At 70.4% G+C, this 20,923-nt stretch carries 20 protein-coding genes; 6 read left to right on the forward strand and 14 right to left on the reverse strand.

Annotation, left to right across the window (positions count from 1 at the left end; genetic code table 11):
- Nucleotides 1–44: 44 nt before the first annotated feature.
- Together DMC64_RS40460 and DMC64_RS40465 are read right to left on the reverse strand one after the other, a co-directional pair.
- A complete protein-coding gene (locus tag DMC64_RS40460) occupies nt 45–875 on the reverse strand; it encodes a hypothetical protein (RefSeq protein WP_125688312.1) in 831 nt (276 codons plus the stop codon).
- A complete protein-coding gene (locus DMC64_RS40465; RefSeq protein WP_005164726.1) occupies nt 872–1,159 on the reverse strand; it encodes a hypothetical protein in 288 nt (95 codons plus the stop codon). Before DMC64_RS40465 ends, DMC64_RS40460 begins: the two co-directional genes overlap by 4 nt.
- Before the next feature lie 264 nt (nt 1,160–1,423).
- Between DMC64_RS40465 and edd the strand changes: the two genes are divergently transcribed.
- Nucleotides 1,424–3,313, forward strand: a complete 1,890-nt coding sequence (edd, locus tag DMC64_RS40470; RefSeq protein ID WP_125737828.1) for a phosphogluconate dehydratase — start codon at nt 1,424–1,426, stop codon at nt 3,311–3,313.
- Nucleotides 3,310–3,930, forward strand: coding sequence for a bifunctional 4-hydroxy-2-oxoglutarate aldolase/2-dehydro-3-deoxy-phosphogluconate aldolase (gene eda, locus DMC64_RS40475; protein ID WP_016332712.1), 621 nt, complete (start codon nt 3,310–3,312; stop codon nt 3,928–3,930). The genes edd and eda overlap by 4 nt, the downstream gene beginning before the upstream one ends.
- Nucleotides 3,931–3,975: 45 nt before the next feature.
- Here eda and DMC64_RS40480 read toward each other — a convergent pair whose 3' ends face one another.
- From DMC64_RS40480 to DMC64_RS40510, 7 genes are all read right to left on the reverse strand, one after another.
- Nucleotides 3,976–4,413, reverse strand: coding sequence for a GNAT family N-acetyltransferase (locus DMC64_RS40480; RefSeq protein WP_125737829.1), 438 nt, complete (start codon nt 4,411–4,413; stop codon nt 3,976–3,978).
- Nucleotides 4,414–4,503: 90 nt separating this feature from the next.
- Nucleotides 4,504–4,944 carry an iron chaperone gene (locus tag DMC64_RS40485; RefSeq protein WP_125737830.1) on the reverse strand — a complete coding sequence of 147 codons (441 nt, stop codon included), beginning with the start codon at nt 4,942–4,944 and terminating at the stop codon, nt 4,504–4,506.
- Between the two features lie 50 nt (nt 4,945–4,994).
- Nucleotides 4,995–5,618 (reverse strand): glyoxalase, encoded by a 624-nt coding sequence (locus DMC64_RS40490; protein WP_125737831.1) that lies wholly within the window; start codon nt 5,616–5,618, stop codon nt 4,995–4,997.
- Between the two features lie 382 nt (nt 5,619–6,000).
- On the reverse strand, nt 6,001–6,528 hold the full coding sequence (locus tag DMC64_RS40495; protein ID WP_125737904.1) for a regulatory protein RecX: 528 nt from the start codon (nt 6,526–6,528) through the stop codon (nt 6,001–6,003).
- A 79-nt stretch (nt 6,529–6,607) separates the two neighbouring features.
- On the reverse strand, nt 6,608–7,648 hold the full coding sequence (gene recA, locus DMC64_RS40500) for a recombinase RecA (RefSeq protein ID WP_005164741.1): 1,041 nt from the start codon (nt 7,646–7,648) through the stop codon (nt 6,608–6,610).
- Between the two features lie 207 nt (nt 7,649–7,855).
- Nucleotides 7,856–8,050 carry a DUF3046 domain-containing protein gene (locus DMC64_RS40505; protein ID WP_016332706.1) on the reverse strand — a complete coding sequence of 65 codons (195 nt, stop codon included), beginning with the start codon at nt 8,048–8,050 and terminating at the stop codon, nt 7,856–7,858.
- Nucleotides 8,051–8,146: 96 nt separating this feature from the next.
- Nucleotides 8,147–10,057 (reverse strand): Hsp70 family protein, encoded by a 1,911-nt coding sequence (locus DMC64_RS40510; protein WP_125737832.1) that lies wholly within the window; start codon nt 10,055–10,057, stop codon nt 8,147–8,149.
- 173 nt (nt 10,058–10,230) lie between these two features.
- On the opposite strand from DMC64_RS40510, the gene DMC64_RS40515 reads away from it, so the two are divergent.
- The gene (locus DMC64_RS40515) at nt 10,231–14,853 is read left to right on the forward strand and encodes an ATP-dependent helicase (RefSeq protein WP_199755262.1); all 4,623 of its coding nucleotides are present in this window, start codon (nt 10,231–10,233) and stop codon (nt 14,851–14,853) included.
- A gap of 37 nt (nt 14,854–14,890) precedes the next feature.
- Nucleotides 14,891–15,391: a peptide deformylase gene (def, locus tag DMC64_RS40520; protein WP_037343240.1), complete on the forward strand. Its 501-nt coding sequence runs from the start codon at nt 14,891–14,893 to the stop codon at nt 15,389–15,391.
- 64 nt (nt 15,392–15,455) lie between these two features.
- Here the strand turns inward: def and DMC64_RS40525 are convergent, their stop codons facing one another.
- From DMC64_RS40525 to DMC64_RS40540, 4 genes are all read right to left on the reverse strand, one after another.
- Complete coding sequence (locus tag DMC64_RS40525) at nt 15,456–16,541, reverse strand: GNAT family N-acetyltransferase (RefSeq protein WP_125737833.1); 1,086 nt, start codon at nt 16,539–16,541, stop codon at nt 15,456–15,458.
- A gap of 95 nt (nt 16,542–16,636) precedes the next feature.
- Nucleotides 16,637–17,320 (reverse strand): VOC family protein, encoded by a 684-nt coding sequence (locus DMC64_RS40530; protein ID WP_125737834.1) that lies wholly within the window; start codon nt 17,318–17,320, stop codon nt 16,637–16,639.
- Between the two features lie 61 nt (nt 17,321–17,381).
- Nucleotides 17,382–18,146 (reverse strand): maleylpyruvate isomerase family mycothiol-dependent enzyme, encoded by a 765-nt coding sequence (locus DMC64_RS40535; RefSeq protein ID WP_125737835.1) that lies wholly within the window; start codon nt 18,144–18,146, stop codon nt 17,382–17,384.
- Between the two features lie 24 nt (nt 18,147–18,170).
- Nucleotides 18,171–18,653 (reverse strand): SAV_6107 family HEPN domain-containing protein, encoded by a 483-nt coding sequence (locus DMC64_RS40540; protein ID WP_125737836.1) that lies wholly within the window; start codon nt 18,651–18,653, stop codon nt 18,171–18,173.
- A gap of 221 nt (nt 18,654–18,874) precedes the next feature.
- Between DMC64_RS40540 and DMC64_RS40545 the strand changes: the two genes are divergently transcribed.
- Nucleotides 18,875–19,396, forward strand: a complete 522-nt coding sequence (locus DMC64_RS40545; RefSeq protein WP_125737837.1) for a YbaK/EbsC family protein — start codon at nt 18,875–18,877, stop codon at nt 19,394–19,396.
- On the forward strand, nt 19,393–19,956 hold the full coding sequence (locus DMC64_RS40550) for an N-acetyltransferase (RefSeq protein ID WP_016332697.1): 564 nt from the start codon (nt 19,393–19,395) through the stop codon (nt 19,954–19,956). The genes DMC64_RS40545 and DMC64_RS40550 overlap by 4 nt, the downstream gene beginning before the upstream one ends.
- On the opposite strand, the gene DMC64_RS40555 is transcribed toward DMC64_RS40550, so the two are convergent.
- Nucleotides 19,953–20,834: a DMT family transporter gene (locus DMC64_RS40555; protein ID WP_125737838.1), complete on the reverse strand. Its 882-nt coding sequence runs from the start codon at nt 20,832–20,834 to the stop codon at nt 19,953–19,955. The two genes, DMC64_RS40550 and DMC64_RS40555, sit on opposite strands and share 4 nt — an antisense overlap.
- Between the last annotated feature and the right edge of the window lie 89 nt (nt 20,835–20,923).

Consider the following 20,923-nt stretch of genomic DNA (forward strand, 5'->3'; position numbering starts at 1 on the left):
GCCACCTCGAAGCTTGTCGCCGGGGACGGGAGATTCCCGCGCCGCTAGTTGATGAACCGCAGATCCGAAATCGCACCGCTCGCCACGAGCATCACGTAGAGGTCGGTCAGCACGAGGGTGCCGAGTGTCGTCCACGCCAGCGCCATGTGGCGGGTGTTGAGTTTCGTCACCTGGGTCCAGATCCAGTAGCGCACCGGATGTTTGGAGAAGTGCTTGAGCCTGCCACCGGTCACGTGTCGGCACGAGTGGCACGACAACGTGTACGCCCACAACAGGATCACGTTGCCGAGCAGCACGATGTTGCCGAGCCCGAAACCGAATCCGCCGGTCTTGCCGTGGAACGCGGTGATCGCGTCGTAGGTGTTGACCAGCGAGACGACCACGGCCACGTAGAAGAAGTAGCGGTGGGCGTTCTGGATGATCAGCGGCAGCCGGGTCTCCCCGGTGTACTTCGCGTGCGGTTCGGCGACCGCGCAGGCGGGCGGCGAGAACCAGACGGCCCGGTAGTAGGCCTTGCGGTAGTAGTAGCAGGTCAGCCGGAAGCCCAGCAGGAACGGCAGGACCAGGAAGCCGAGCGGGATGAAGCCCGGCAGTTCGCCGAACCAGGCCCCGAAATGCCGGGAGCCTTCGACGCAGGACTCCGAGACGCACGGCGAATAGAACGGCGTCAGGTAGTGGTACTCGGGCACCCAGTACGCGGTGCGCACGAAGGACCTGATCGTCGCGTAGATGATGAAGGCGGAGAGGCCGAGGACGGTCAGCAGCGGGGACAGCCACCACCGGTCGGTGCGCAGCGTTTTCTCGACGATGAGGGCCCGCGACGGCGCGCGGACCCCCGTACCCCGTCCGGCCTCTTTGCCGGCGGGGGCGCTCACCGCTGGTCGCGCTTGTAGCCGCCGACGCCTTCGTCATCGGCGCCGTGCCACAGCGCCGGGTCGTAGGGCGTATCGGGAACTTGGACCCGATCCGCGGCCTTCGCCTGCGCGGGCACCGCGTTCGGGGTCGTGTCGAGGTCCGTCGCGTCGATGTCGAGCCGCTCGACGTCGTTCGCCAGGCGCCGTACCGCCGAGGCGTCGCCGTATCGGGATCGCAGCGCGCCGACGCACTGCCTCAGCTGACCGATGGCTCGCCGAAGCTCGGCGATCTCTGTGGTGGACATCGGTACCTCCCGATGGTCGGTTCGGTTGGCCGCTTGAGCCTTCGAAGGCCAGCGATTCCTCGCCGTCTCGACTCTGCCGCGCGTTGTGCAATGTGACAAGTAGCACAGTGGAACCTAGTGACGTGACGGAGGTCACGCGAGTCGATCTTCTGTATCGATTTTGATTCGGGCTTTCCCCTGAGCTACTGTGGCCACTGTCACGACCCAGCGACGTCAGCGTTGCCGTCCCGCGGACCACCACGACCAGTGATCCGGAGCCGGACAATGAGCACCGCCCCGAACGTCCACCCCATCATCGCCGAAGTCACCGAGCGCATCGCCGCCCGCAGTGCCGAAACCCGCGCCGCGTATCTCGAGCGCGTCGCCGCCGCCCATGAGGAAGGGCCGGTGCGGCGCGGCCTCGACTGCAGCAACCTCGCCCACGGCTTCGCCGCGATGGAGGGTGTCGACAAAGCGGCACTGCGCGCCGCGCGGGCGCCGGGCGTCGCGATCGTCTCGTCCTACAACGACATGCTTTCGGCGCACCAGCCGATGCAGGAGTACCCCGCGCTGCTGAAGGGCTCGGTCCGCCAGGCGGGCGGCGTCGCCCAGTTCGCCGGCGGCGTGCCCGCGATGTGCGACGGCGTCACCCAGGGCCGCCCGGGGATGGAGCTGTCGCTGTTCAGCCGCGAGGTGATCGCGATGTCGACCGCGATCGCGCTGTCCCACGACATGTTCGACGCGGCGCTGCTGCTCGGCGTCTGCGACAAGATCGTGCCCGGCCTGCTGATCGGGGCACTGTCCTTCGGGCACCTCCCGGCGATCCTGGTGCCCGCCGGGCCGATGAACTCCGGCCTGCCGAACAAGGAGAAGGCGCGCGTGCGTCAGCTCTACGCCGAGGGCAAGGCGACCCGCGAAGACCTCCTGGACGCCGAAGCGGCTTCGTACCACTCGGCGGGCACGTGCACCTTCTACGGCACCGCCAACTCGAACCAGATGGTCGTCGAGGTGATGGGCCTGCACCTGCCGGGCGCCAGCTTCGTGCAACCGAACTCGCCGCTGCGGCGGGTGCTCACCGAAGAGGCCGGGCGTCGCGTGGTGAAGCTCTCGCGCGGCGAGAAGTACACGCCGGTCTCGCGCGTGATCGACGAGAAGGCCGTCGTCAACGGCGTCATCGCGCTGCTCGCCACCGGCGGTTCGACCAACCACACGATGCACCTCGTCGCGATCGCCGCCGCCGCGGGCATCCAGCTGACCTGGGACGACTTCTCCGATCTGTCGTCGGTGATCCCGCTGCTGGCCCGCGTGTACCCGAACGGCAGCGCGGACATCAACCACTTCCACGCCGCCGGGGGTATCCAGTTCCTGGTCGGCACGCTGCTCGACGCGGGCCTGCTGCACGAGGACGTCCAGACCGTCGCCGGACCGGGCCTGCACCGCTACCGGCAGGAGCCGATCCTCTCCGAAGGCGAGCTGGTCTGGCGCGACGTCCCGACGCGCAGCCTCGACGAAGACGTCCTGCGCCCCGCGTGGCGGCCGTTCGCCGCCGACGGCGGGCTGCGGATGGTCGCGGGCAACCTCGGCCGCGCGGTGATCAAGGTGTCCGCGGTGGCACCGGAACACCGGATCGTGCAGGCCCCGGCGCGGGTCTTCACCGACCAGAAGTCCTTCAAGGACGCTTTCGAGGCCGACGAGCTGGACCGTGACGTCGTCGTGGTCATCCGCCAGCAGGGCCCTCAGGCCAACGGCATGCCGGAACTGCACGGGCTCACCCCGGCGCTGGGGGTGCTGATGGACCGCGGGCACCAGGTGGCGTTGCTCACCGACGGCCGGATGTCGGGCGCGTCCGGCAAGATCCCCGCGGCGATCCAGGTGACCCCGGAAGCCGCCGCGGGCGGCCCGATCGCGCGGATCGCCGACGGCGACGTCGTCCGCCTCGACGCCAAGGCCGGGACGCTCGACATCCTCGTGGGTGACGAAGAACTCGCCCGCCGTGAACTGGTGGACTCCCCGCCTTCGGAGGCATCCTGGACCGGCACCGGCCGGGAGCTGTTCGCGGCGCTGCGCCGCGCGGTCGGCCCCGCCGATCAGGGCGCGAGCGTGTTCGGACCGCTCACGCCGGAACACTTCGGCGCTCCGGCGCACACGTTGACCCCTGTGGAGGTAACCCAGTGACCACCGGCGCCGACCTGCTCGGCCTGTCCCCCGTGATGCCCGTCGTCGTGCTCGACGACGCCGCCGACGCCGTGCCCACCGCGCGGGCCCTGCTCGCGGGCGGGATCGGCGTGATCGAGCTGACCCTGCGCACCCCGGCGGCACTCGCCTCCATCGAGCGGATCGCCGCGGAGGTCCCGGAGATCGTCATCGGCGCCGGGACCGTCACGGCGCCCGAACACGCCAAGCAGGCGGCCGACGCCGGCGCGAAGTTCCTGGTGACCCCCGGCTGCACGGACGCCGTGCTGGACGCCGCGTTCGACACCGGCCTGCCGTTCCTGCCGGGCGCGAGCACGGTTTCCGAGGCGATGCGGCTGGCCGAACGCGGGCTGACCGCGCTGAAGTTCTTCCCCGCCGAGGCCAGCGGCGGCGTGGCGTACCTGAAGTCGATCGGCGGGCCGCTGCCCGGGCTGAAGTTCTGCCCGACCGGCGGGATCACCGTGAAGACCGCACCGGACTATCTCGCGCTGTCCAATGTGGGCTGCATCGGCGGTTCCTGGCTGACGCCGAAGGATGCCTTGGCCGCCAAGGACTTCGGGAAGATCGAGGCGTTCGCGGCGGAGGCTTCGAAGCTCTGATCCGTGTTGTGAAGGCCACCTTCGCGAAGGTGGCCTTCACTGCTTTCAGAGCGGGAGCTGGTACTGGATGAAGCCCCGGTTGACCGCGACCCGGTCGTACAGGCGGCGCGCCGTCGCGTTGGATTCCTTGGTGTGCCAGTAGACCCTGCCGCACTCGCGGGTGCGGGCCCAGTCCGCGACGGCCTCGATCAGCGCCCGCGCGACCCCCTTGCCGCGGGCTTCCGGCGCGGTGAACAGATCCTGCAGGTAGCAGACGTCGGTGAGCGCGGAAGTGCTGGGGTGCACCAGGAAATGCACGATCCCGGCGAGCTCGCCGCCCACGTGGGCACCGAGCGCGTGCATCCGCTCCCCCGATCGGAACTCGCGCCAAGCCCGGTCGTAGACCTCTTGCGGCGCAACACGTTCGTAGAAGGCGGTGTACGCGCGGAACAGGCCTTCCCAGGCTTCGCGGTCGTCAGGCTTCAAGGGCTCGATGGTGATCATGTTCGTCCTCCCAGTGATCACCCGAGCCTAGGGGTTTCCCCGCCGTCCCGCGTGTGGCCACTCACGCGGTAAAGCGGGTTGCCACTCCCGTCAGCTGACGGCTTGCTTCACCAGGCCGGCGATGCGCTGCTCCACGTCGGGCGTGACTCCCGTCAGCGCGAAGGCGGTCGCCCACATCGCGCCGTCGTCCAGCTGAGCCGCGTCGTTGAAACCGAGCGTCGCGTAGCGGGTCTTGAACTTGGCCGCGGGCTGGAAGAAACAGACGAGCTTGCCGTCCAGCGCGTAGGCGGGCTGGCCGTACCAGAGCTTCGGCGCGAGCATCGGGGCGTTCGCCTTCACGACGGTGTGGACCAGCTCGGCCAGCGCCCGGTCCTCATCGGACATCTCGGCGATCTTCGCGATCACGTCCTGCTCCGCGGCCGCCGCTTTGTCGGCGGCCGAGCTGCGACGCGCCGCCTTCTTCATGTCCTGGGCGTGTTCCTTCATCGCGGCCTTCTCTTCGGCCGAGAATCCTTCGTAGGTCGTGGTCATGGCGTTTTCTCCAAGGTAGGCGGCGAGCGGGGGCATCCGGAAGTGGCACATCAGGACTGGGCGGCGAGCGCCGAGGTCTCCCAGGCGAACCCGTCCGGGTCGGTGAACGGGGCGGCGCCGCAGATCGCGATCCGGTGCGAGCCGGTGCCCTCCGGGGCGACGCCGGCGTCCTTGGCCAGCGCCTTGCGCTTGTACAGTGCCAGCTTCACGGGGCTCGAGCCGGCTTCGAACTCGACGTACACGCGGCCGAAGCTCTTCCCGACGGTGAGGCCGTGCTCGACGTAGAACTTCTTGCTCGCGGCCACGTCGGCGACGCCCAGCAGGAGCACGATGGCGTCGATGTCGCGGCTGGCCGGCGCGGTGTTCTTCTTCGCCGAGGTGGCGATCTTCCAGATCGCGCCGTCCGGCGCCTGGACGGTTCCGCCGTAGCCCCACATCGACTTCGCGGCGGGCTTGATCACGGTCGCCCCGGCGGCGACGGCGGCGTCGATGAGCGCGTCCGCGTTGGCGGGCTGGGAAACCGTGAGGGAAAGGGTGTAGCCGCGGAAGCCGGTGGACGGCTCCTGCGACGCCCGGAAGCGAAGCTCGGAGCCGAGCCCGAAGGCGGTGGTGTAGAAGCGTTCGGCGGCCTCGGTGTCGGCCACTTCGAGGGTGATGGCGTCGATGAAGTTCATGCCGGTAACGCTATTTCGCAGCGGGCTTCCGGCGCTTCTCGATTCCTGATCGGTCGTATCGGCGCTGTTCAGGGGCCTGGCGGAGGGTGATCTGGGTTGAAGTTCGACGGTGGTGCTTCGAGCGCGTTCGTGACGCGGCGCCGCCCTCGCGTGATTGAGGCCGGAACTCGCGTGATCAAAGGCGGAACACCGAGTGCGGCACCCAATCACGCGAGTCACGACCACCGTGCGCTTTCGCGTGATTGAACGGACGGCGCGTGTGATCACGCGGACGACACACGTGATTGGACGGACGACACGCGCGAAACCGCCGGGAACGCAAAACACCGGCCGCGCGGGCAAGCGCGCCCGTACGGCCGGTGAGTGGCTGTGGTGCGGAAGCTCAGTCGAGGGTGGCGTCGTCCAGCAGTGCCGATTCGGCGCCGAACTCGCGGAGTTCGTCGCGGATCACGGTGTAGGCCAGCCCTTGAGGATAGCCCTTGCGGGCGAGGAAGCCCAGCAGGCGGCGGATCGCCGTCTGCTCGTCGACGTTGCCCAAGGAGCGCATGCGCTTCCGTACCAGCTCTCGGGCGCGCTGCTCCTCTGCCTCTCGGTCCACCTCTTCGGCGGCCTGGACGGCGATATCCCCATCGATTCCTTTGCGTTTGAGTTCGGCTACGAGGGCGGTCCGTGCCAGGCCCATGTTGGCATGGCGGGAACGCACCCACATCTCGGCGAACTCGGCGTCGTTGATGAGCCCTGCCTGGTCCAGCTTACCGAGCAGGGTCTCCGTCGTCTCCTCGTCGAAGCCCTTGCGCTTGAGGGCCTGACGCAGTTCCTCCGTGGAACGCGGGCGCGCGGCCAGGAGATCGAAGCAGATCTCCTTGGCCTTCTTCCTCCGCTCGTCCGGCGGCAGCTCCGCCGGATCCACTTTGGGCGCACGCATTCAGCTCTCACTCCAGTCGAAACGGTCGATCGGCGACTTCACCCCGGTTGCGGGGCTCCGGAACTCAGAAGTCGACCGGCGCGGGGGCGGCTTCGGCGTCGACGGCGGCACCGATGCCGAGCTTCTCCTTGATGCGCTTCTCGATCTCGTTGGCGATGTCCGGGTTGTCCAGCAGGAACTTGCGGGCGTTCTCCTTGCCCTGGCCCAGCTGGTCGCCCTCGTAGGTGTACCAGGCGCCGGACTTGCGCAGGATGCCCTGGTCGACACCCATGTCGATCAACGAACCCTCGCGGGAGACACCCTTGCCGTAGAGGATGTCGAACTCGGCCTGCTTGAAGGGCGGCGCGACCTTGTTCTTCACGACCTTGACGCGGGTGCGGTTGCCGACGGGCTCGCCGCCGTCCTTCAGCGTCTCGATCCGGCGGACGTCCAGGCGGACCGACGCGTAGAACTTCAGCGCCTTACCACCGGTCGTGGTCTCCGGGGAGCCGAACATGACGCCGATCTTCTCGCGCAGCTGGTTGATGAAGATCGCGGTGGTGCCGGAGTTGTTCATCGCACCGGTCATCTTCCGCAGCGCCTGGCTCATCAGCCGGGCCTGCAGACCGACGTGGTTGTCACCCATCTCGCCCTCGATCTCGGCGCGCGGCACGAGCGCGGCGACCGAGTCGATGACCAGGATGTCGAGCGCGCCGGAACGGATCAGCATGTCCGCGATCTCGAGCGCCTGCTCACCGGTGTCCGGCTGGGAGACCAGCAGCGCGTCGGTGTCGACGCCGAGCTTCTTGGCGTACTCCGGGTCCAGCGCGTGCTCCGCGTCGATGAACGCGGCGATGCCGCCGTTCTTCTGCGCGTTGGCGACCGCGTGCAGGGCGACGGTGGTCTTACCGGAGGACTCCGGACCGTAGATCTCGATGACGCGGCCGCGGGGCAGGCCGCCGATCCCGAGCGCGACGTCGAGTGCGATGGCACCGGTGGGGATGACCTCGATCGGCGCGCGGCCCTCTTCACCGAGGCGCATGACCGAGCCCTTGCCGTACTGCTTGTCGATCTGGGCGAGGGCCAGTTCGAGCGCCTTGTCCTTGTCGGGTGCTGCTGGTGCCATGGAGTCCACCTCGTTGGTTGAGCCGGGTAGGGCTTGATTCAGTTCTGAGCTGTCGGGTCCGACGCTACGGGCGACCACCGACAATTCCAGGCCTCGCGCCCAAGCTGTGGATCGCTGACCCCGTTGTGGACAACACCATAGACGAACGTGTGTTCGAGGCCGTCGCCGACACGCCGTTGCGCTAGGGTTCTTGCCCGTTCTTCGAGGTCAGCGCCGCTCGGGCGGGATCTCGAAGGCGTCGCAGACCGCCCGCCAGACGTCCTTGGCCGAGGTTCCCGCGTCGAGGGCCTGTTCGACGGTCCGGCCCCCGAGTTCGCCGAAGACGTGATCCCTGGAGAGGGTTTCCGCACGTCCTGGACCGAATTCGTCGGCCATCAGCCGCCGGAAGACCGTGATACGCATCAAGCGGAGTCTAGCCCGGACACTAGGCGGGAAACGCGTGAAGGCCCCCTTCACGCGGCTGAGCCGAGGGAAGGGGGCCTTCACGCGCGAAGAGGGCTATTCGCCCGGCTGGACGCTCTTCTCGAAGTAGTCGGCCAGCTCACCCGGCGTCGGGGTCTGTCCTTCGGCAGGCACCTGGTAGATGAAGCCGACCAGCGGCCGGTCGGTCACGGTGAACACCAGCACGGCGGCGTTCCGCCCGGCAGCCGAGGAGTACTGGCCTTCCAGCGCGTTGCCGGCCCACTTCGCCTCGGTGCGGTCCCCGCCCGCCGACTTGAGCAGCCCGTCGGTGTAGGCCTTGAGCTTCTCCGCCGAGTCGCTCTGCAGATACGTCACCTGGGTCCCGGCACGGCCCGGGGCGGAGCAGGTCGACGTCACGCCGAGGTCTTCCGCCGGTTTCGCCGGCCCGTTGCCCATGCCGGGTTTGCAGTCCCCGGTGTCGGCGATCTTCCCCGCGAGCTGGCGCAGGCATCCGGTGAGGCCCTTGTCGTCGGCCGCGCCGGGCACCTTGCACTCGTCGGCCGTGTAGGTCGTCGCCGAAGAGGACGTCAGGAAGAACGTGAGCCCGGCGGCGAGCAGCACGACGACGGCCACGATGGCGCCGATGACGAGCGGCTTCTTCTTGCTCGCGGGCGCCTTCTCGGCGGTGGTCTGCCCGGCGAGGGAGTACGTCGGGAAATTCGTCGGCGCGGGCTGCTGCGCCTGCTGCGGACCGCTGTTCGGATAACCCGACTGGGGGAATCCGCCGGACTGGCCGGGGCCTCCGCCCGAGTAGCCGGGGATCGACGCGACCTGCTGCGGCGGCGCGTACGGTCCCGACGCGCCGGGGCCGACCTGATGCGCCCCGGTTCCCGCCGCGACCTGCCCTTCGACGCCCTGCGTCCGCGAGCTGATGCCGTCGGAAGCGACGTGCTGGGCGCCGAGCGCCACCGCGGTCTCGGGCTGGTCGAGGCTGCCGGGGACGACGCCGAGCTTCTCCGCGATCAGGCTGCCGACCAGCGGGAGACGGCTCGAACCGCCGACGAGGTAGATACCGGCGAGCCGGTCGGGGGTCATGCCCGCCGAGCGGACCACCCGCGACATCAGCTCGACACTGCGCAGCATCGACGGCCGCACCAGCGCTTCGAGTTCGCCTCGCGTGACGAGGACGTCCTCGAACGGCTCCGGCATCGGGACCTCGGTCTGCGGGTGCCGCGAAAGGGCTTCCTTCGCCGCCTTCACGTCCTCCTGCAGCGCGCGCCGCGTACGACGGTCCGGAGTGGACTCGGGCCGCAAAACCCGCTGCCAGCGCTGGGGGTCCCTGTGCGAGACCTCGCGGCCGACGTGCACCAGCAGCGCCTGGTCGACGTCGAGACCACCGAGGTCGGGAAGGCCGTCTTCGGCGACGACGGTGAAGCCGCCGTTCGGGGTCGCGCCGACGATCGCGACGTCGAAGGTGCCGGCACCGAGGTCGTACACGGCGAGCGCCTGCCCCGGCGCGAGCGTCTTGCCGGGGAACGACGCGAAATGCGCGGCCGCGGCGACCGGCTCGGGGACGAGCACGATGTTGCCGCCCATCCCGGCGAGCCGGGCGGCGGACAGCAGCACGTTGCGGCGGGTCTGTCCCCACTGCGCGGGGTGGGTGAGCCGGACCTCGTCGGGCAGTTCGCCGCCGAGCTGGCGGGTGGTCTCGTCGAGGACGCGGCGCAGGATCGCGGCCAGCACCTCGGTGACCGGGATGACGTCCGTGCCCAGCAGGAGCGTCTGCTCGTCGATCCGGCGTTTGGGGTTGGGCTCGAAGCGGGTCGGGTCGAGCCGCGCACGGCGTTCGGCGTCGCGGCCGACCATGATCGTGCCGTCCTCGGTGGCGAACACCGCGGACGGCATGTTGGCCGAACCGTCGACCTCGACCACCCGCGGCGGCCTCCCGTGCGCCGATAGGACGGCCACGGTGTTGGACGTCCCGAGGTCCACCGACAGGATCCGCACAGCTCATACCCCTTCAACAGACGAACGGCGACCGCCCCAAGTACCGATCCGGCCGCGCTGGCCGTGATGCTCCCATGAGCGAGGTCACCGCACGTGCGGAACCCGCCGATCTCGTCCCGACCGGGTGCCTCGTCACAGCCCTCGGAGCGAAACTGTCGGTGGTCCGGCGCACTATGGAGGGCGTGGCAGACGTACTCGACCTCTTCTCCCCCGCGACCAGGGACTGGTTCACCGGGGCCTTCGCCGCGCCCACCCGCGCGCAGGAGGGGGCGTGGCGTGCCGCGCACGCGAAGGAACACGCGCTGGTCGTGGCCCCGACAGGCTCCGGTAAAACGCTGTCGGCCTTCCTCTGGGCTCTGGACCGGCTGTCGGTCGAGCCGCCGCCGTCCGAGCCGCGGAAACGCTGCCGCGTCCTCTACGTCTCGCCGCTGAAGGCGCTGGCGGTCGACGTCCAGCGCAACCTGAGGGCACCGCTGGCGGGCATCTCGCAGGCTTCGCGACGGCTGGGGTTGCCGGTGCCGGACATCGGCGTCGGCATGCGCACGGGTGACACCACGGCCGCCGAGCGGCGCTCGTTCGGCAAGACCCCGCCGGACGTGCTGGTCACCACACCGGAGTCGCTGTTCCTCATCCTCACCTCCTCCGCCCGCGATTCGCTGCGCGGCGTGGAGACGGTGATCATCGACGAGGTCCACGCGGTCGCGGGCGGCAAACGCGGCGCGCATCTGGCCTTGTCCCTGGAGCGGCTCGACGCGTTGTTGGAGAAGCCCGCCCAGCGGATCGGGCTGTCGGCGACGGTCCGGCCGATCGACGAGGTCGCCTCGTTCCTGGCCGGTGGCAGGCCGGTCACCATCGTCCAGCCGAAGCTCGCGAAGACGATCGAGGTCCGTGTCGAGGTCCCGGTCGAGGACATGTCCAATCTCGACGGTCCTCAGGGGCCGAAGCAGAACGAAGACCTCGACGCGGGCCTAGCACGTCTACCCGGCTCGCTGGAGGACATCGACGGCGCACCGCGGCGGCCGTCGATCTGGCCCGCGGTGGAGGAGCGGGTCCTCGAACTCATCCAGGCGCACCGGTCGACCATCGTGTTCGCCAACTCGCGGCGGCTCACCGAGCGGATGACGGCCCGGCTCAACGAACTCGTGGCGGAACAGAGCGAGCTGGAGCCGGATCAGCGGTATCCGGCCGAGGCGATCGGCCAGTCCGGGCTCACCACCGGCGCGGCGCCGGTGATCGCGCGGGCGCACCACGGCTCGATGTCGCGTGAGCAGCGCACGCATGTGGAAGAGGAGCTCAAGTCCGGGCGGCTGGCGTGTGTCGTGGCGACGTCCTCTTTGGAACTGGGCATCGACATGGGCGCGGTCGATCTCGTCGTGCAGATCGAGGCGCCGCCGACGGTCGCTTCGGGTCTGCAGCGGGTCGGCCGGGCCGGGCACCAGGTCGGCGCGGTGTCGAGCGGGGTGATGTTCCCGAAGTTCCGTGGCGACCTCGTCTCCTGCGCGGTGGTGGCGGAACGGATGGCGTCCGGGGCGATCGAGGCGGTGCGGTATCCGCGGAATCCGCTGGACGTGCTCGCGCAGCAGATCGTGGCGATGGTGGCGCTCGAATCGTGGACGGTCGACGAACTCGCCGCATTGGCCCGCCGCGCGGCGCCGTTCGCCTCCCTGCCGGACGACGCGTTGCTGGCCGTGCTCGACATGCTCGCCGGCCGGTACCCCAGCGAGGAGTTCGGTGAACTGCGCGCCCGCATCACCTGGGACAGGGTCAGCGGCGAACTCCACGGTCGCCCGGGTTCGCAGCGGCTGGCGGTGACCTCGGGCGGCACGATCCCCGACCGCGGGCTGTTCACCGTGATGACGCCGGGCGGCGACGACAAACCCGGGTCGCGGGTGGGCGAGCTCGACGAGGAGATGGTCTACGAGTCCCGCGTCGGCGACACGATCCTGCTCGGCACCTCCTCCTGGCGGGTCACCGACATCACCCACGACCGGGTGATCGTGGTCCCCGCGCCGGGTGAGCCCGCCCGGATGCCGTTCTGGAAGGGCGATGCCCCGGGCCGTCCGCTGGAACTGGGGCGGGCGCTGGGCGCGTTCGTCCGCGAACTGTCCACTTCGGAGCCCTCGGCGGCCAGGGAACGCGCCGCCGTCGCCGGGCTGGACGAGTACGCCTGCGACAACCTGCTGGCGTACCTGGAAGAGCAGAAGTCGGCCACCCGGCATGTGCCGAACGACAAAACCGTGCTCCTGGAACGGTTCCGCGACGAGCTGGGCGACTGGCGCGTCATCCTGCACTCGCCGTTCGGCGCGCAGGTCAACGCGCCGTGGGCGCTCGCGATCGCGGCCCGGCTGCGGGAGAACCGCGGGGTCGACGCCCAGGTGGCGCATTCCGACGACGGCATCGTGCTGCGGCTGCCCGAGGCGCTGGACATGGACGGCGCCGAGGTCACCATCGGGGTCGAAGACGTCTTGCTCGATCCGGAAGAGGTCGAGCAGCTCATCGTCGCCGAGGTCGGCGGCTCCGCGCTGTTCGCCGCCCGGTTCCGGGAATGCGCGGCGCGGTCGCTGCTGCTCCCCCGCCGGGATCCGCGCCGCCGCACCCCGCTGTGGCAGCAACGGCAGCGCGCGTCCCAGCTGCTTTCGGTCGCGGCCAAGTACGAGCGGTTCCCCGTGGTGCTGGAAGCGATGCGGGAAGTCCTGCAGGACGTGTACGACGTCGGCGGGCTGCGCGAACTGATGGCCGACGTCCGGTCCCGGAAGGTCAAGCTGGTCGAGGTCGAGACGCCGTCCGCGTCCCCGTTCGCGCGCAGCCTGCTCTTCGGCTACGTCGGGATGTTCCTGTACGAGACGGACGCCCCGCTCGCGGAACGGCGCGCGGCGGCGCTGGCGCTGGATTCGACGCTACTGGCCGAGCTGCTCGGCACCGAGGCGATCCGGGAACTGCTGGACGCCGAGGTCGTCGCCGAAGTGGAGCGCTCCCTGCAGCGGCTCGACCCGGACAGGCACGCCCGCAACGCCGAAGACGCCGCGGATCTGTTGCGGTTCCTCGGTGATCTCTCGATCGAGGAGGCCGCCGCGCGCGGGATCCATCGGGAATGGTTGGAAGAGCTGGAAGCCGCGCGACGGGTGATCCGGGTGCGTATCGGCGGCGGCGAGCGGTTCATCGCCATCGAGGACGCGGGCCGGGTGCGGGACGCGCTGGGCACCGCGCTGCCGGTCGGTGTGCCGGAGGCGTTCACCGAACCGGTCGAGGATCCGGTCGGCGACCTGCTTTCCCGCTATTCGCGAAGCCGTGGCCCGTTCAGCGCCCGCCAAGCCGCCGAGCGGTTCGGGCTCGGGACGGCCGTGGTCACCGGCGTGCTGGACAGGCTGACCGCGCAGGGCAGGCTGGTCCGGGGCGAGCTGAGCCCCGTCGGGCATCCGGAAACCCACGGCGTCGGCATCGAGTTCTGCGACGCGTCGGTGCTGCGCAGGCTCCGGCGGGCGTCGCTGGCCCGGCTGCGGGCGGAGGTCGAGCCGGTCGAACCGGCGGCGTTGGGCCGGTTCCTGCCGTCGTGGCACGGTATCGGCGCGCGGGTGCGGTCGGCTCCGACGGCGGACGACGTGCTGTCCGTGGTCGAGCAACTGGCCGGGGCCCCGCTGCCGGCGAGCGCGGTCGAGTCCCTGATCCTGCCGAGCAGGCTGCCCGGCTACACCCCTTCATTGCTGGACGAGCTCACCACGGCGGGCGAGGTCACCTGGTGCGGCTGCGGTTCCCTGTCCGGTGGGGACGGCTGGCTGGCGCTCGCGCCCACGGACGTCGCCGATCTGCTGTTGCCGGATCTCGACGACGACCTGCCGTCCGGTCCGCTCCACGAAGCCATTCTGTCCACTTTGGAGGGTGGGGCGCAGTTCTTCCGCCAGCTGGTGGATCGCGCGTCGCCGTTGGTCGAGACCCCGCCCAACGACGGCGAAGTCGTGGCGGCACTGTGGGATCTCGTGTGGGCCGGGCTGGTCACCGGGGACACGCTGGGCCCGCTGCGGGCGCAGGTCTCCGGCTCCGGTGCGGCGCACAAACCACGGCGCCAGGCTCCTCGCGGCCGGTACGCGCGGCTTCGGGCCGGGCGTCCGGCGATGCCTTCGCGCACCGGGCCGCCGACGGTCGCCGGACGCTGGGCCCTGACCCCCGATCGCGAACCGGATCCGACCAGGCGCGCGCACGCGCGGACCGAGGCATTCCTGGAGCGGCACGGCGTCCTCACCCGCGGAGCTCTCGACACCGAGCGCGTGACGGGCGGTTTTTCCGGGATCTACAAGGTTTTGCGCGGGATGGAGGATTCGGGTCAGGTCGTCCGGGGGTACGTGGTCGAAGGGCTCGGTGCGGCGCAGTTCGCGGCGAAGGGCGCCGTCGACAGGCTGCGCGCGCAATCCGGGAATCAGCGCACGACCACCGAAGGCGCCGTCGTGCTCGCCGCCGCGGATCCGGCCCAGCCCTACGGTGCCGCGTTGCCGTGGCCCGCCGCTACCGGCGACACGAAGCACCGCCCGGCAAGGAAAGCGGGCGCGCTGGCGGTGCTCGTGGACGGTGTCCCGGCGATGTACGTCGAGCGGGGCGGCCGGTCGCTGCTGAGCTTCACCGAGGATCAGGAGACGTTGCGGTCGGCCGCGCGGGCGCTGTCCACGGCCGTGCGGGAGGGCTGGCTCGGGCAGCTCGCGGTGCAGAAGGCCGACGGCGAGGTGGCGCTCACGTCGGAGCTTTCGACCGTCCTCCAGGAGGCCGGTTTCCGGGCGACTCCCAAGGGACTGCGCCTGCGGGCCTAGAATCACCGCTCAGGCCTGCGGAAAAGGACGTTCGAACATGGTGATGCGCGACCTGCGCTATTTCGGGGATCCCGTGCTCAAGACCGTATGCGACCCGGTCACGACATTCGACAAGAAGATCGAGTCGCTGGTGACCGATCTGATGGACGGGGTGAAACCGGCCGGGCGTGCGGGGCTGGCGGCGCCGCAGATCGGGGTCGGGCTGCGGGTGTTCAGCTACGACGTCGGCGGGCTGAGCGGATACGTGATCAACCCCGAGATCGTCGAACTGTCCGAGGAGACGCACGAGATCGGCGAGGGCTGTCTGTCGGTGCCGGAGCTGTGGTTCCCGGTGGTGCGCGCGAAGCACGCCGTGGTGCGCGGTGTCGACCTGCGCAACGAGCCCGTCGAGGTCGAAGGGGTCGACGTGCTCGCCCAGTGCCTGCAGCACGAGACCGATCACCTCGACGGCAAGCTGTACCTGGAGCGGCTCACTCCAGAGCGCAAGAAGCGCGCACTCGGCGAGGCGCGGGGCAAAGACTGGTTCTGGAACCGCTGACCTCATCCCGCATTTCGTCCTCTGAATGCGGTGGTTGGTAACGCGAACTACCGCATTCAGAGGACTAAACGCGGGGGTCGGGGAGCGGGAAGCGCAGGGTGCCGGAGTCGCCGGCGACGCGTTCGGGGCGGAGCCCCACGCGGACGGCGGTGCGGTACAGGGAATCGTCGCCGGGCAGGCAGACGGCGGTGAGCTCGCGCTCCCCCTTGGCCAGGGCGAGCGTGGCGAGCCGGGCCAGCAAAGCCGTGCCGATGCCTTGGCGCTGCCACGAATCCTCGACCAGGAGCGAGACTTCGGCCGCGCCGCCGTCGGCCGACGGGATCAGCTGACCGAGGCCGATCACGTCGCGGCCGCAGACCGCGAGCAGGCTGATCCCGCGCGGCGGCATCAGGAGCCGGTGCAGCCAGCGACGCGGTACGGCACGCATTCCGGTGTGATAGCGGTGGAAGAGCGTCGTCATCGAGCATCTCTGATGCAGCGCGGACACCGCTTCCGCGTCACCCGGGACGCCCTTGCGCAGGACGACCGCGGCGCCGTCGGGCCGGTCGAGCACGATCGGGCCGGTCACGTTGTCGCGGACGGCGGCGATCAGGCCGGTCAGCGCGACGGCGCGGCTCAATTCCAGCTCGACGAACGGCGACCACCGGCGGCGGGCGACGAACGCGGCGCCGTCCCCCGCGGGGAACACCGCCCGGTGCCCGCCTTCCGTGCGGGCCGGGTTCGACTCGATCGACGGGACCTTCGTGACGACGTCGGCCGCCAGGACGCCGCGGAGCACCTCCGCGAGGCCGTTGGGTTCTTCGACGGCACGTTTGGCCGCGGTGAGGGTCGCGGTGGCCGGATCGACCAGTTCCGCCAGATCGGCGTCGACGACGGCGGAGCATTCGCATCCTTCGTCGCGGATCGCGTCGATGAGCAGTTGCCGTGGCAGCCCGGTGGCCGGCCGCAGGACGATCTCGTCGAGCACGCCGCCGGGCACCGGCAGCACCGACAACCCGAGAATGTTGCACTCGAGGTCGGCCAGCCGGATCGCGATCCTGGCCAGCGTGCCGGGCCGGTCGTCGACGCGGATCCGGACACGCCAGGCCGAAGCGGCCGCGGTCTCGTCGCCGGGATGGACCAGGGTGGGCCGGACTCGATAGGTCTCCATGGCCTCAACGGTCCCGGCCGGTTGTTGCCTGCCCACGGCGCGGGTGTTTCGCTCAGGTCAGCGTTCGACGCCGCCGCGCAACCGGGGCGAAACACTCAGCGGGGCGTGAGCACGCTGAACTCGTTGCCCTCCGGATCCACCAGGGACACGGCGCCTTGTCTCGCCGTACCGCGCCCTAGCGCGCCCAGCCCCAGCAGGCGCCGGACTTCGGCCGCGCGGCTCCCGCCCGGCCGTGGCGCGATCTCGAAGCGCAGCCGGTTCCGCTCCACCTTGTCCTCTTTCGTGGCGAGGAACTCGACCCAGGGGCCGCGACCGTCCGGCGGCCGCAGGCCCACGATCGCCTCCTCCCGGACGCCGATCTCCCAGCCCAGCGCGGCCGCCCAGAACCGCGCGAGCCGCTCCGGGTCGAGGGCGTCGACGACGACCGCCGCGATCGCGCCGGTGCCCTCGTACTGCTCTCGCGGCTCGAGGACGCAGAACTCGTTGCCCTCCGGATCCGCGAGCACCACCCACGGCACCCGTTTCTCCTCCGGCGGGCCTTGGCCGATGTCGATGTGCTGTGCGCCGAGGGACAGCGCACGGTCCACCAGCTCGGCCTGGTGCCCGGGCGAACGGCTCGCCAGATCCAGATGCAGCCGGTTCTTGCGGCCTTTGGGCCGCGTTTCGGAACGGAACGCCGGCTCGAACGGCGCGTCCCAGCTGAACAGCCCTTCCCAGAAACCCGCCAGATCCCTGGGAAGGGCCGAGTCGAAGACCAGGTTCACCAGATGTGCCACCACACCGTGAACCTAGACGGCACCACCGACATTTCTTGACCGGTTTGGCTTCCCCACCGACCGGTCATCGGGTCGCGAGCCGCAGAAGGGCCCAGAGTTGTCCCGCCATGTCCTGGTCTCCGCTGACCGTCACCGCCGTCGGACCCGCCCGGCCCCAGAGCCAGCGGTAGATCTCGTCCGGCTTCCCGGTGATCAGATCGTCCGCGCGCTGGGCCTCCTCGGCCGAGCACCGCCAGGCGACCGTCTCCGTGGGGCCGGCCCTGGCGATCCAGGTGTGGCCCGCGGTGCGGACGCCGACGGATCCGGTCTTGGTGCCGGACAGCCCGAGCAACGGCAGCCGCTGCCCGAACCAGAGCACCAGGGCCTCGTCGATCCCGTCGACCGCCACGTCTTCGGGGATCTCCGACACCTCCCGGCCGGCCGCGCTCTCCGCGTCGATCCGGTGGATCGTCGTCTCGTGCGCCATCCGGCGCCGCCAGAACCCGTAACTGCGGTCCGCGGGCCACCAGGTCGGCGCCAATTCGTCCGGATCGTGCGCGGACAGCTCGGCGACGAGCTCGTCCCGGCCCTCGCGGAAGTACTCCTCCAGGGTCTGCCCCGGCCCCGGTTTGCGCTGCCAGTGCTCGGGACGCCGCCCGTCGGCGATCCAGCGGCGGGTGACCCGGTACACGCTGCCCACGTGCCGGAGGACCTCACCGAGAGTCCAGCCGGGGCAGGTGGGGACCGGCGCGTCGGCGGACGCGGTGTGCGCCACTTGAGCCATCAGCTCGGTTTCGGCGCCGATCACCTCCAGGAACCTGCCCTGGTCGATCATGGCCTGCCCGGCCATCGGGCACCCCCTCTCCCCTGCGCGCTAAGCCACATGCGCCGAGTCACCCATAGGCAGCCCGTGCACCACCCGTCGCACCAGTTCCAGGAACACCGTCGCGGCCCGCGTCAGCTCGTCCGCCAGCTCGACGGTGACCTTGCCGGTGATACCCGCCTGCGCGGCGGCCCGCGTCGCCGAGTTGGCCGCGAAGAACGCGGCCCATTCCTTCAGCTCGGGCGCGACGGAGTCGAGCAGCACCCAGCCGCTCGCCGGACGGGCACGGCCCCGGTGCGGGCGGCCGCGGGCCTCCAGTACCGCCGCGGCGCCCCGCAGCGCGGCGAGATAGGCGCCGATGAACCGCTCCGCGGGATCGTTTTCCCGCTCTGCTTCGGCGAGCCCCCGCCTCGCCTGCGCGTACAAGGAGACCGCCGCGGGTGGTGCCGGCGGGCGCAACGACATGGGCAGGGCGGGCTGCGCGGTGCCCTCCGGCCTCTCGGCTTCGTCAGGGGACACGACCGAAACGGACATGACGACCCTCCTCCTGTACGTGAGCGCCGGCCGGTGCCCGGCGCCGAGGCGCTTCCCCCGCCCCCGCGCCGGGCACCTACCGGTGCGCGCTCACCGAATGTCGAACGTCTGTTCGAACAACTCCAATGTAACCCCGAAGTGCCCACTTCTTCAACCCCGTAGCCGGGTGGTCGCCGCATGTGGTGCGGGACACGGCATCGGCCACGTGATCTCATAGGCGTATGAGCACCATCGACCATCCCTCGGTGGCCAAGGTCGCGGCCGCGCTCGCCGAGGCGGGCCAGCAGGCCGCCGCGGACGGGATCCGGATCCTCCCCGCCGAAGTCCGCACGGCCGCCCAGGCCGCCGAAGCGCTCGGTGTCGAGGTCGGCGCGATCGCGAACAGCCTCGTCTTCCGCAGCCGCACCGGCGACACCGAAACGGCCCTGCTCGCCTTGACCTCCGGCGCGCACCGCGCCGACACGGGTCTCCTCGCTTCGCTGACCGGCGCCGACGAGATCGGCAAGGCGGACGCGGATTTCGTCCGCGCGCACACCGGACAGCCGATCGGCGGCGTCGCCCCCGTCGGTCACCCGAAGGCGTTGACCACCCTCGTCGACACCGCGTTACGCGCCCACGAAGTCGTCTGGGCGGCCGCCGGGCATCCGAAGTCGGTGTACCCCACGACGTTCGACGGCCTCGTGGCACTGACCGGGGGCACTCCCGCGGACGTCGCGGGCGACAGGCAGGATGGGCGCCCGTGACCGCGATGTCCTCGGAATGCACCCGCTACGTCCAGCTGTCCGCGGACGAGTTCCGCGCCCGGCTCCCCGAGGCGCTGACCATCTACGTCAACGCCATGCGCTACCCCGAAGGCACGGCGGAGCAACGCGCGCCGATGTGGCTCACGCACGCGCTGCGCGAAGGCTGGCGCTGCATGGCCGCGCTCGACGCGGACGGTGTCCTGCTCGGGCTCGCCTACGGCTACAAGGGCCGCGGCGGCCAGTGGTGGCACGAACAGGTCCGCCACGGCCTGACCCGTCGCGAGGGCCAGGCCGCCGCCGAGCACTGGATGTCCGACTACTTCGAGCTCACCGAGATCCACGTCAGCCCCGAAAGCCAGGGGAAACGGATCGGCGAAGACCTCCTGCGACGGCTGCTCGACGGCGTGCCCAGCGCCCACGTCCTCCTTTCCACGCCGGAAGGCACCAGCCGGGCATGGAACCTGTACCGGCGCGTCGGATTCGTCGATGTGCTGCGGGACTACCACTTCGCCGGGGATCCGCGGCCCTTCGCGATCCTCGGCCGGACGCTGCCGCTCTAGGGCCTGGAATACGCCACGGCGAGCGCGGCGATGAGCACCACCGCGCCGCACCAGCCCACGGCACCGAGCCGTTCCCCGAGCACGGCCATGGACAGGAGCGCGGCGGTCAGCGGTTCGAGCAGCGCGGACAGCGCGGCCAGCACCGGATGCGCGCTTTCGAGACCGCGGAAGTACGCGGCGTACGCCAGCGCCGTGGGCACCACACCGAAGTAGACGACGAGCGCGAGCACATCGGCCTGAAACGGCACGGCCATGCCGAACCACAACGCGGCGGGAGTGAGCGCGGCGCCGCCGATCAGGCAGCCGAAAGCCGTGGTGGGCAAGGGCTCCAGTCCCTCGACGCGGGTCGCGGTCACGAGTGTCAGCGCGGCGAACCCGGCCGCGGCGAGCAGGGCGAACAGCACTCCGGCGACGTCGGCTTCCTGCCCTGGCGTCCATTGCAGCAGCGCGAGCCCGGCTAGCGACCCGGCCAGGGACACCGCCGTCCACGCTCCGGGCAGGCGGCGGGTCTTGACGACCGTCGCGACGGCGAGCAGCACCGGCGCGCTGCCGATGGTGGTCATCGTCGCGACGCTCACGGAACTCAGCGAGACCGAGGCGAAGTAGCTGGTCTGGAAGAGCGCGAACAACCCGCCGACCGCCAGGAGGCGACGACGGGCCTGTGGTGTGCGGGGAAGGCCGCGAAGGCCTCCGGTGAGCCAGAGGTAGCCGGTGGCGATCACGCCGCCGATGAGCAGCCGGTACGCGGCGACGCTCAGCGGATGGAGCCCCGCGCGGGAGGCGAGCAGGGAACCGGCGAGGCCGCCGGTCCCCCAGAGGACCCCGGCGAGGACGAGCGCGGCCGACGATCGGGCGCGCGTGGGTACGGCAACGGACATGGGGAAACGCTCCTGCGTCTGTGTCTGTCGGAAAGGACGTCGACGACGCGGGGTGCTTCAGTGCAGCACGGATCGGCCGGGCGGCTGGA

Origin of the sequence: Amycolatopsis sp. WAC 04197 (genome assembly GCF_003947475.1) — a bacterium.
Classification (GTDB): Bacteria; Actinomycetota; Actinomycetes; order Mycobacteriales; family Pseudonocardiaceae; genus Amycolatopsis; species Amycolatopsis japonica.

Excerpts from the sequence above, each read along its gene's own strand:
- DMC64_RS40465 (WP_005164726.1), bottom strand. The coding sequence starts at position 1,159 with ATGTCCACCACAGAGATCGCCGAGCTTCGGCGAGCCATCGGTCAGCTG.
- edd (WP_125737828.1), top strand. The coding sequence starts at position 1,424 with ATGAGCACCGCCCCGAACGTCCACCCCATCATCGCCGAAGTCACCGAG.
- DMC64_RS40480 (WP_125737829.1), bottom strand. The coding sequence starts at position 4,413 with ATGATCACCATCGAGCCCTTGAAGCCTGACGACCGCGAAGCCTGGGAA.
- DMC64_RS40485 (WP_125737830.1), bottom strand. The coding sequence starts at position 4,944 with ATGACCACGACCTACGAAGGATTCTCGGCCGAAGAGAAGGCCGCGATG.
- DMC64_RS40490 (WP_125737831.1), bottom strand. The coding sequence starts at position 5,618 with ATGAACTTCATCGACGCCATCACCCTCGAAGTGGCCGACACCGAGGCC.
- recA (WP_005164741.1), bottom strand. The coding sequence starts at position 7,648 with ATGGCACCAGCAGCACCCGACAAGGACAAGGCGCTCGAACTGGCCCTC.
- DMC64_RS40505 (WP_016332706.1), bottom strand. The coding sequence starts at position 8,050 with ATGCGTATCACGGTCTTCCGGCGGCTGATGGCCGACGAATTCGGTCCA.
- DMC64_RS40515 (WP_199755262.1), top strand. The coding sequence starts at position 10,231 with ATGGAGGGCGTGGCAGACGTACTCGACCTCTTCTCCCCCGCGACCAGG.
- def (WP_037343240.1), top strand. The coding sequence starts at position 14,891 with ATGGTGATGCGCGACCTGCGCTATTTCGGGGATCCCGTGCTCAAGACC.
- DMC64_RS40525 (WP_125737833.1), bottom strand. The coding sequence starts at position 16,541 with ATGGAGACCTATCGAGTCCGGCCCACCCTGGTCCATCCCGGCGACGAG.
- DMC64_RS40535 (WP_125737835.1), bottom strand. The coding sequence starts at position 18,146 with ATGGCCGGGCAGGCCATGATCGACCAGGGCAGGTTCCTGGAGGTGATC.
- DMC64_RS40540 (WP_125737836.1), bottom strand. The coding sequence starts at position 18,653 with ATGTCCGTTTCGGTCGTGTCCCCTGACGAAGCCGAGAGGCCGGAGGGC.
- DMC64_RS40545 (WP_125737837.1), top strand. The coding sequence starts at position 18,875 with ATGAGCACCATCGACCATCCCTCGGTGGCCAAGGTCGCGGCCGCGCTC.
- DMC64_RS40555 (WP_125737838.1), bottom strand. The coding sequence starts at position 20,834 with ATGTCCGTTGCCGTACCCACGCGCGCCCGATCGTCGGCCGCGCTCGTC.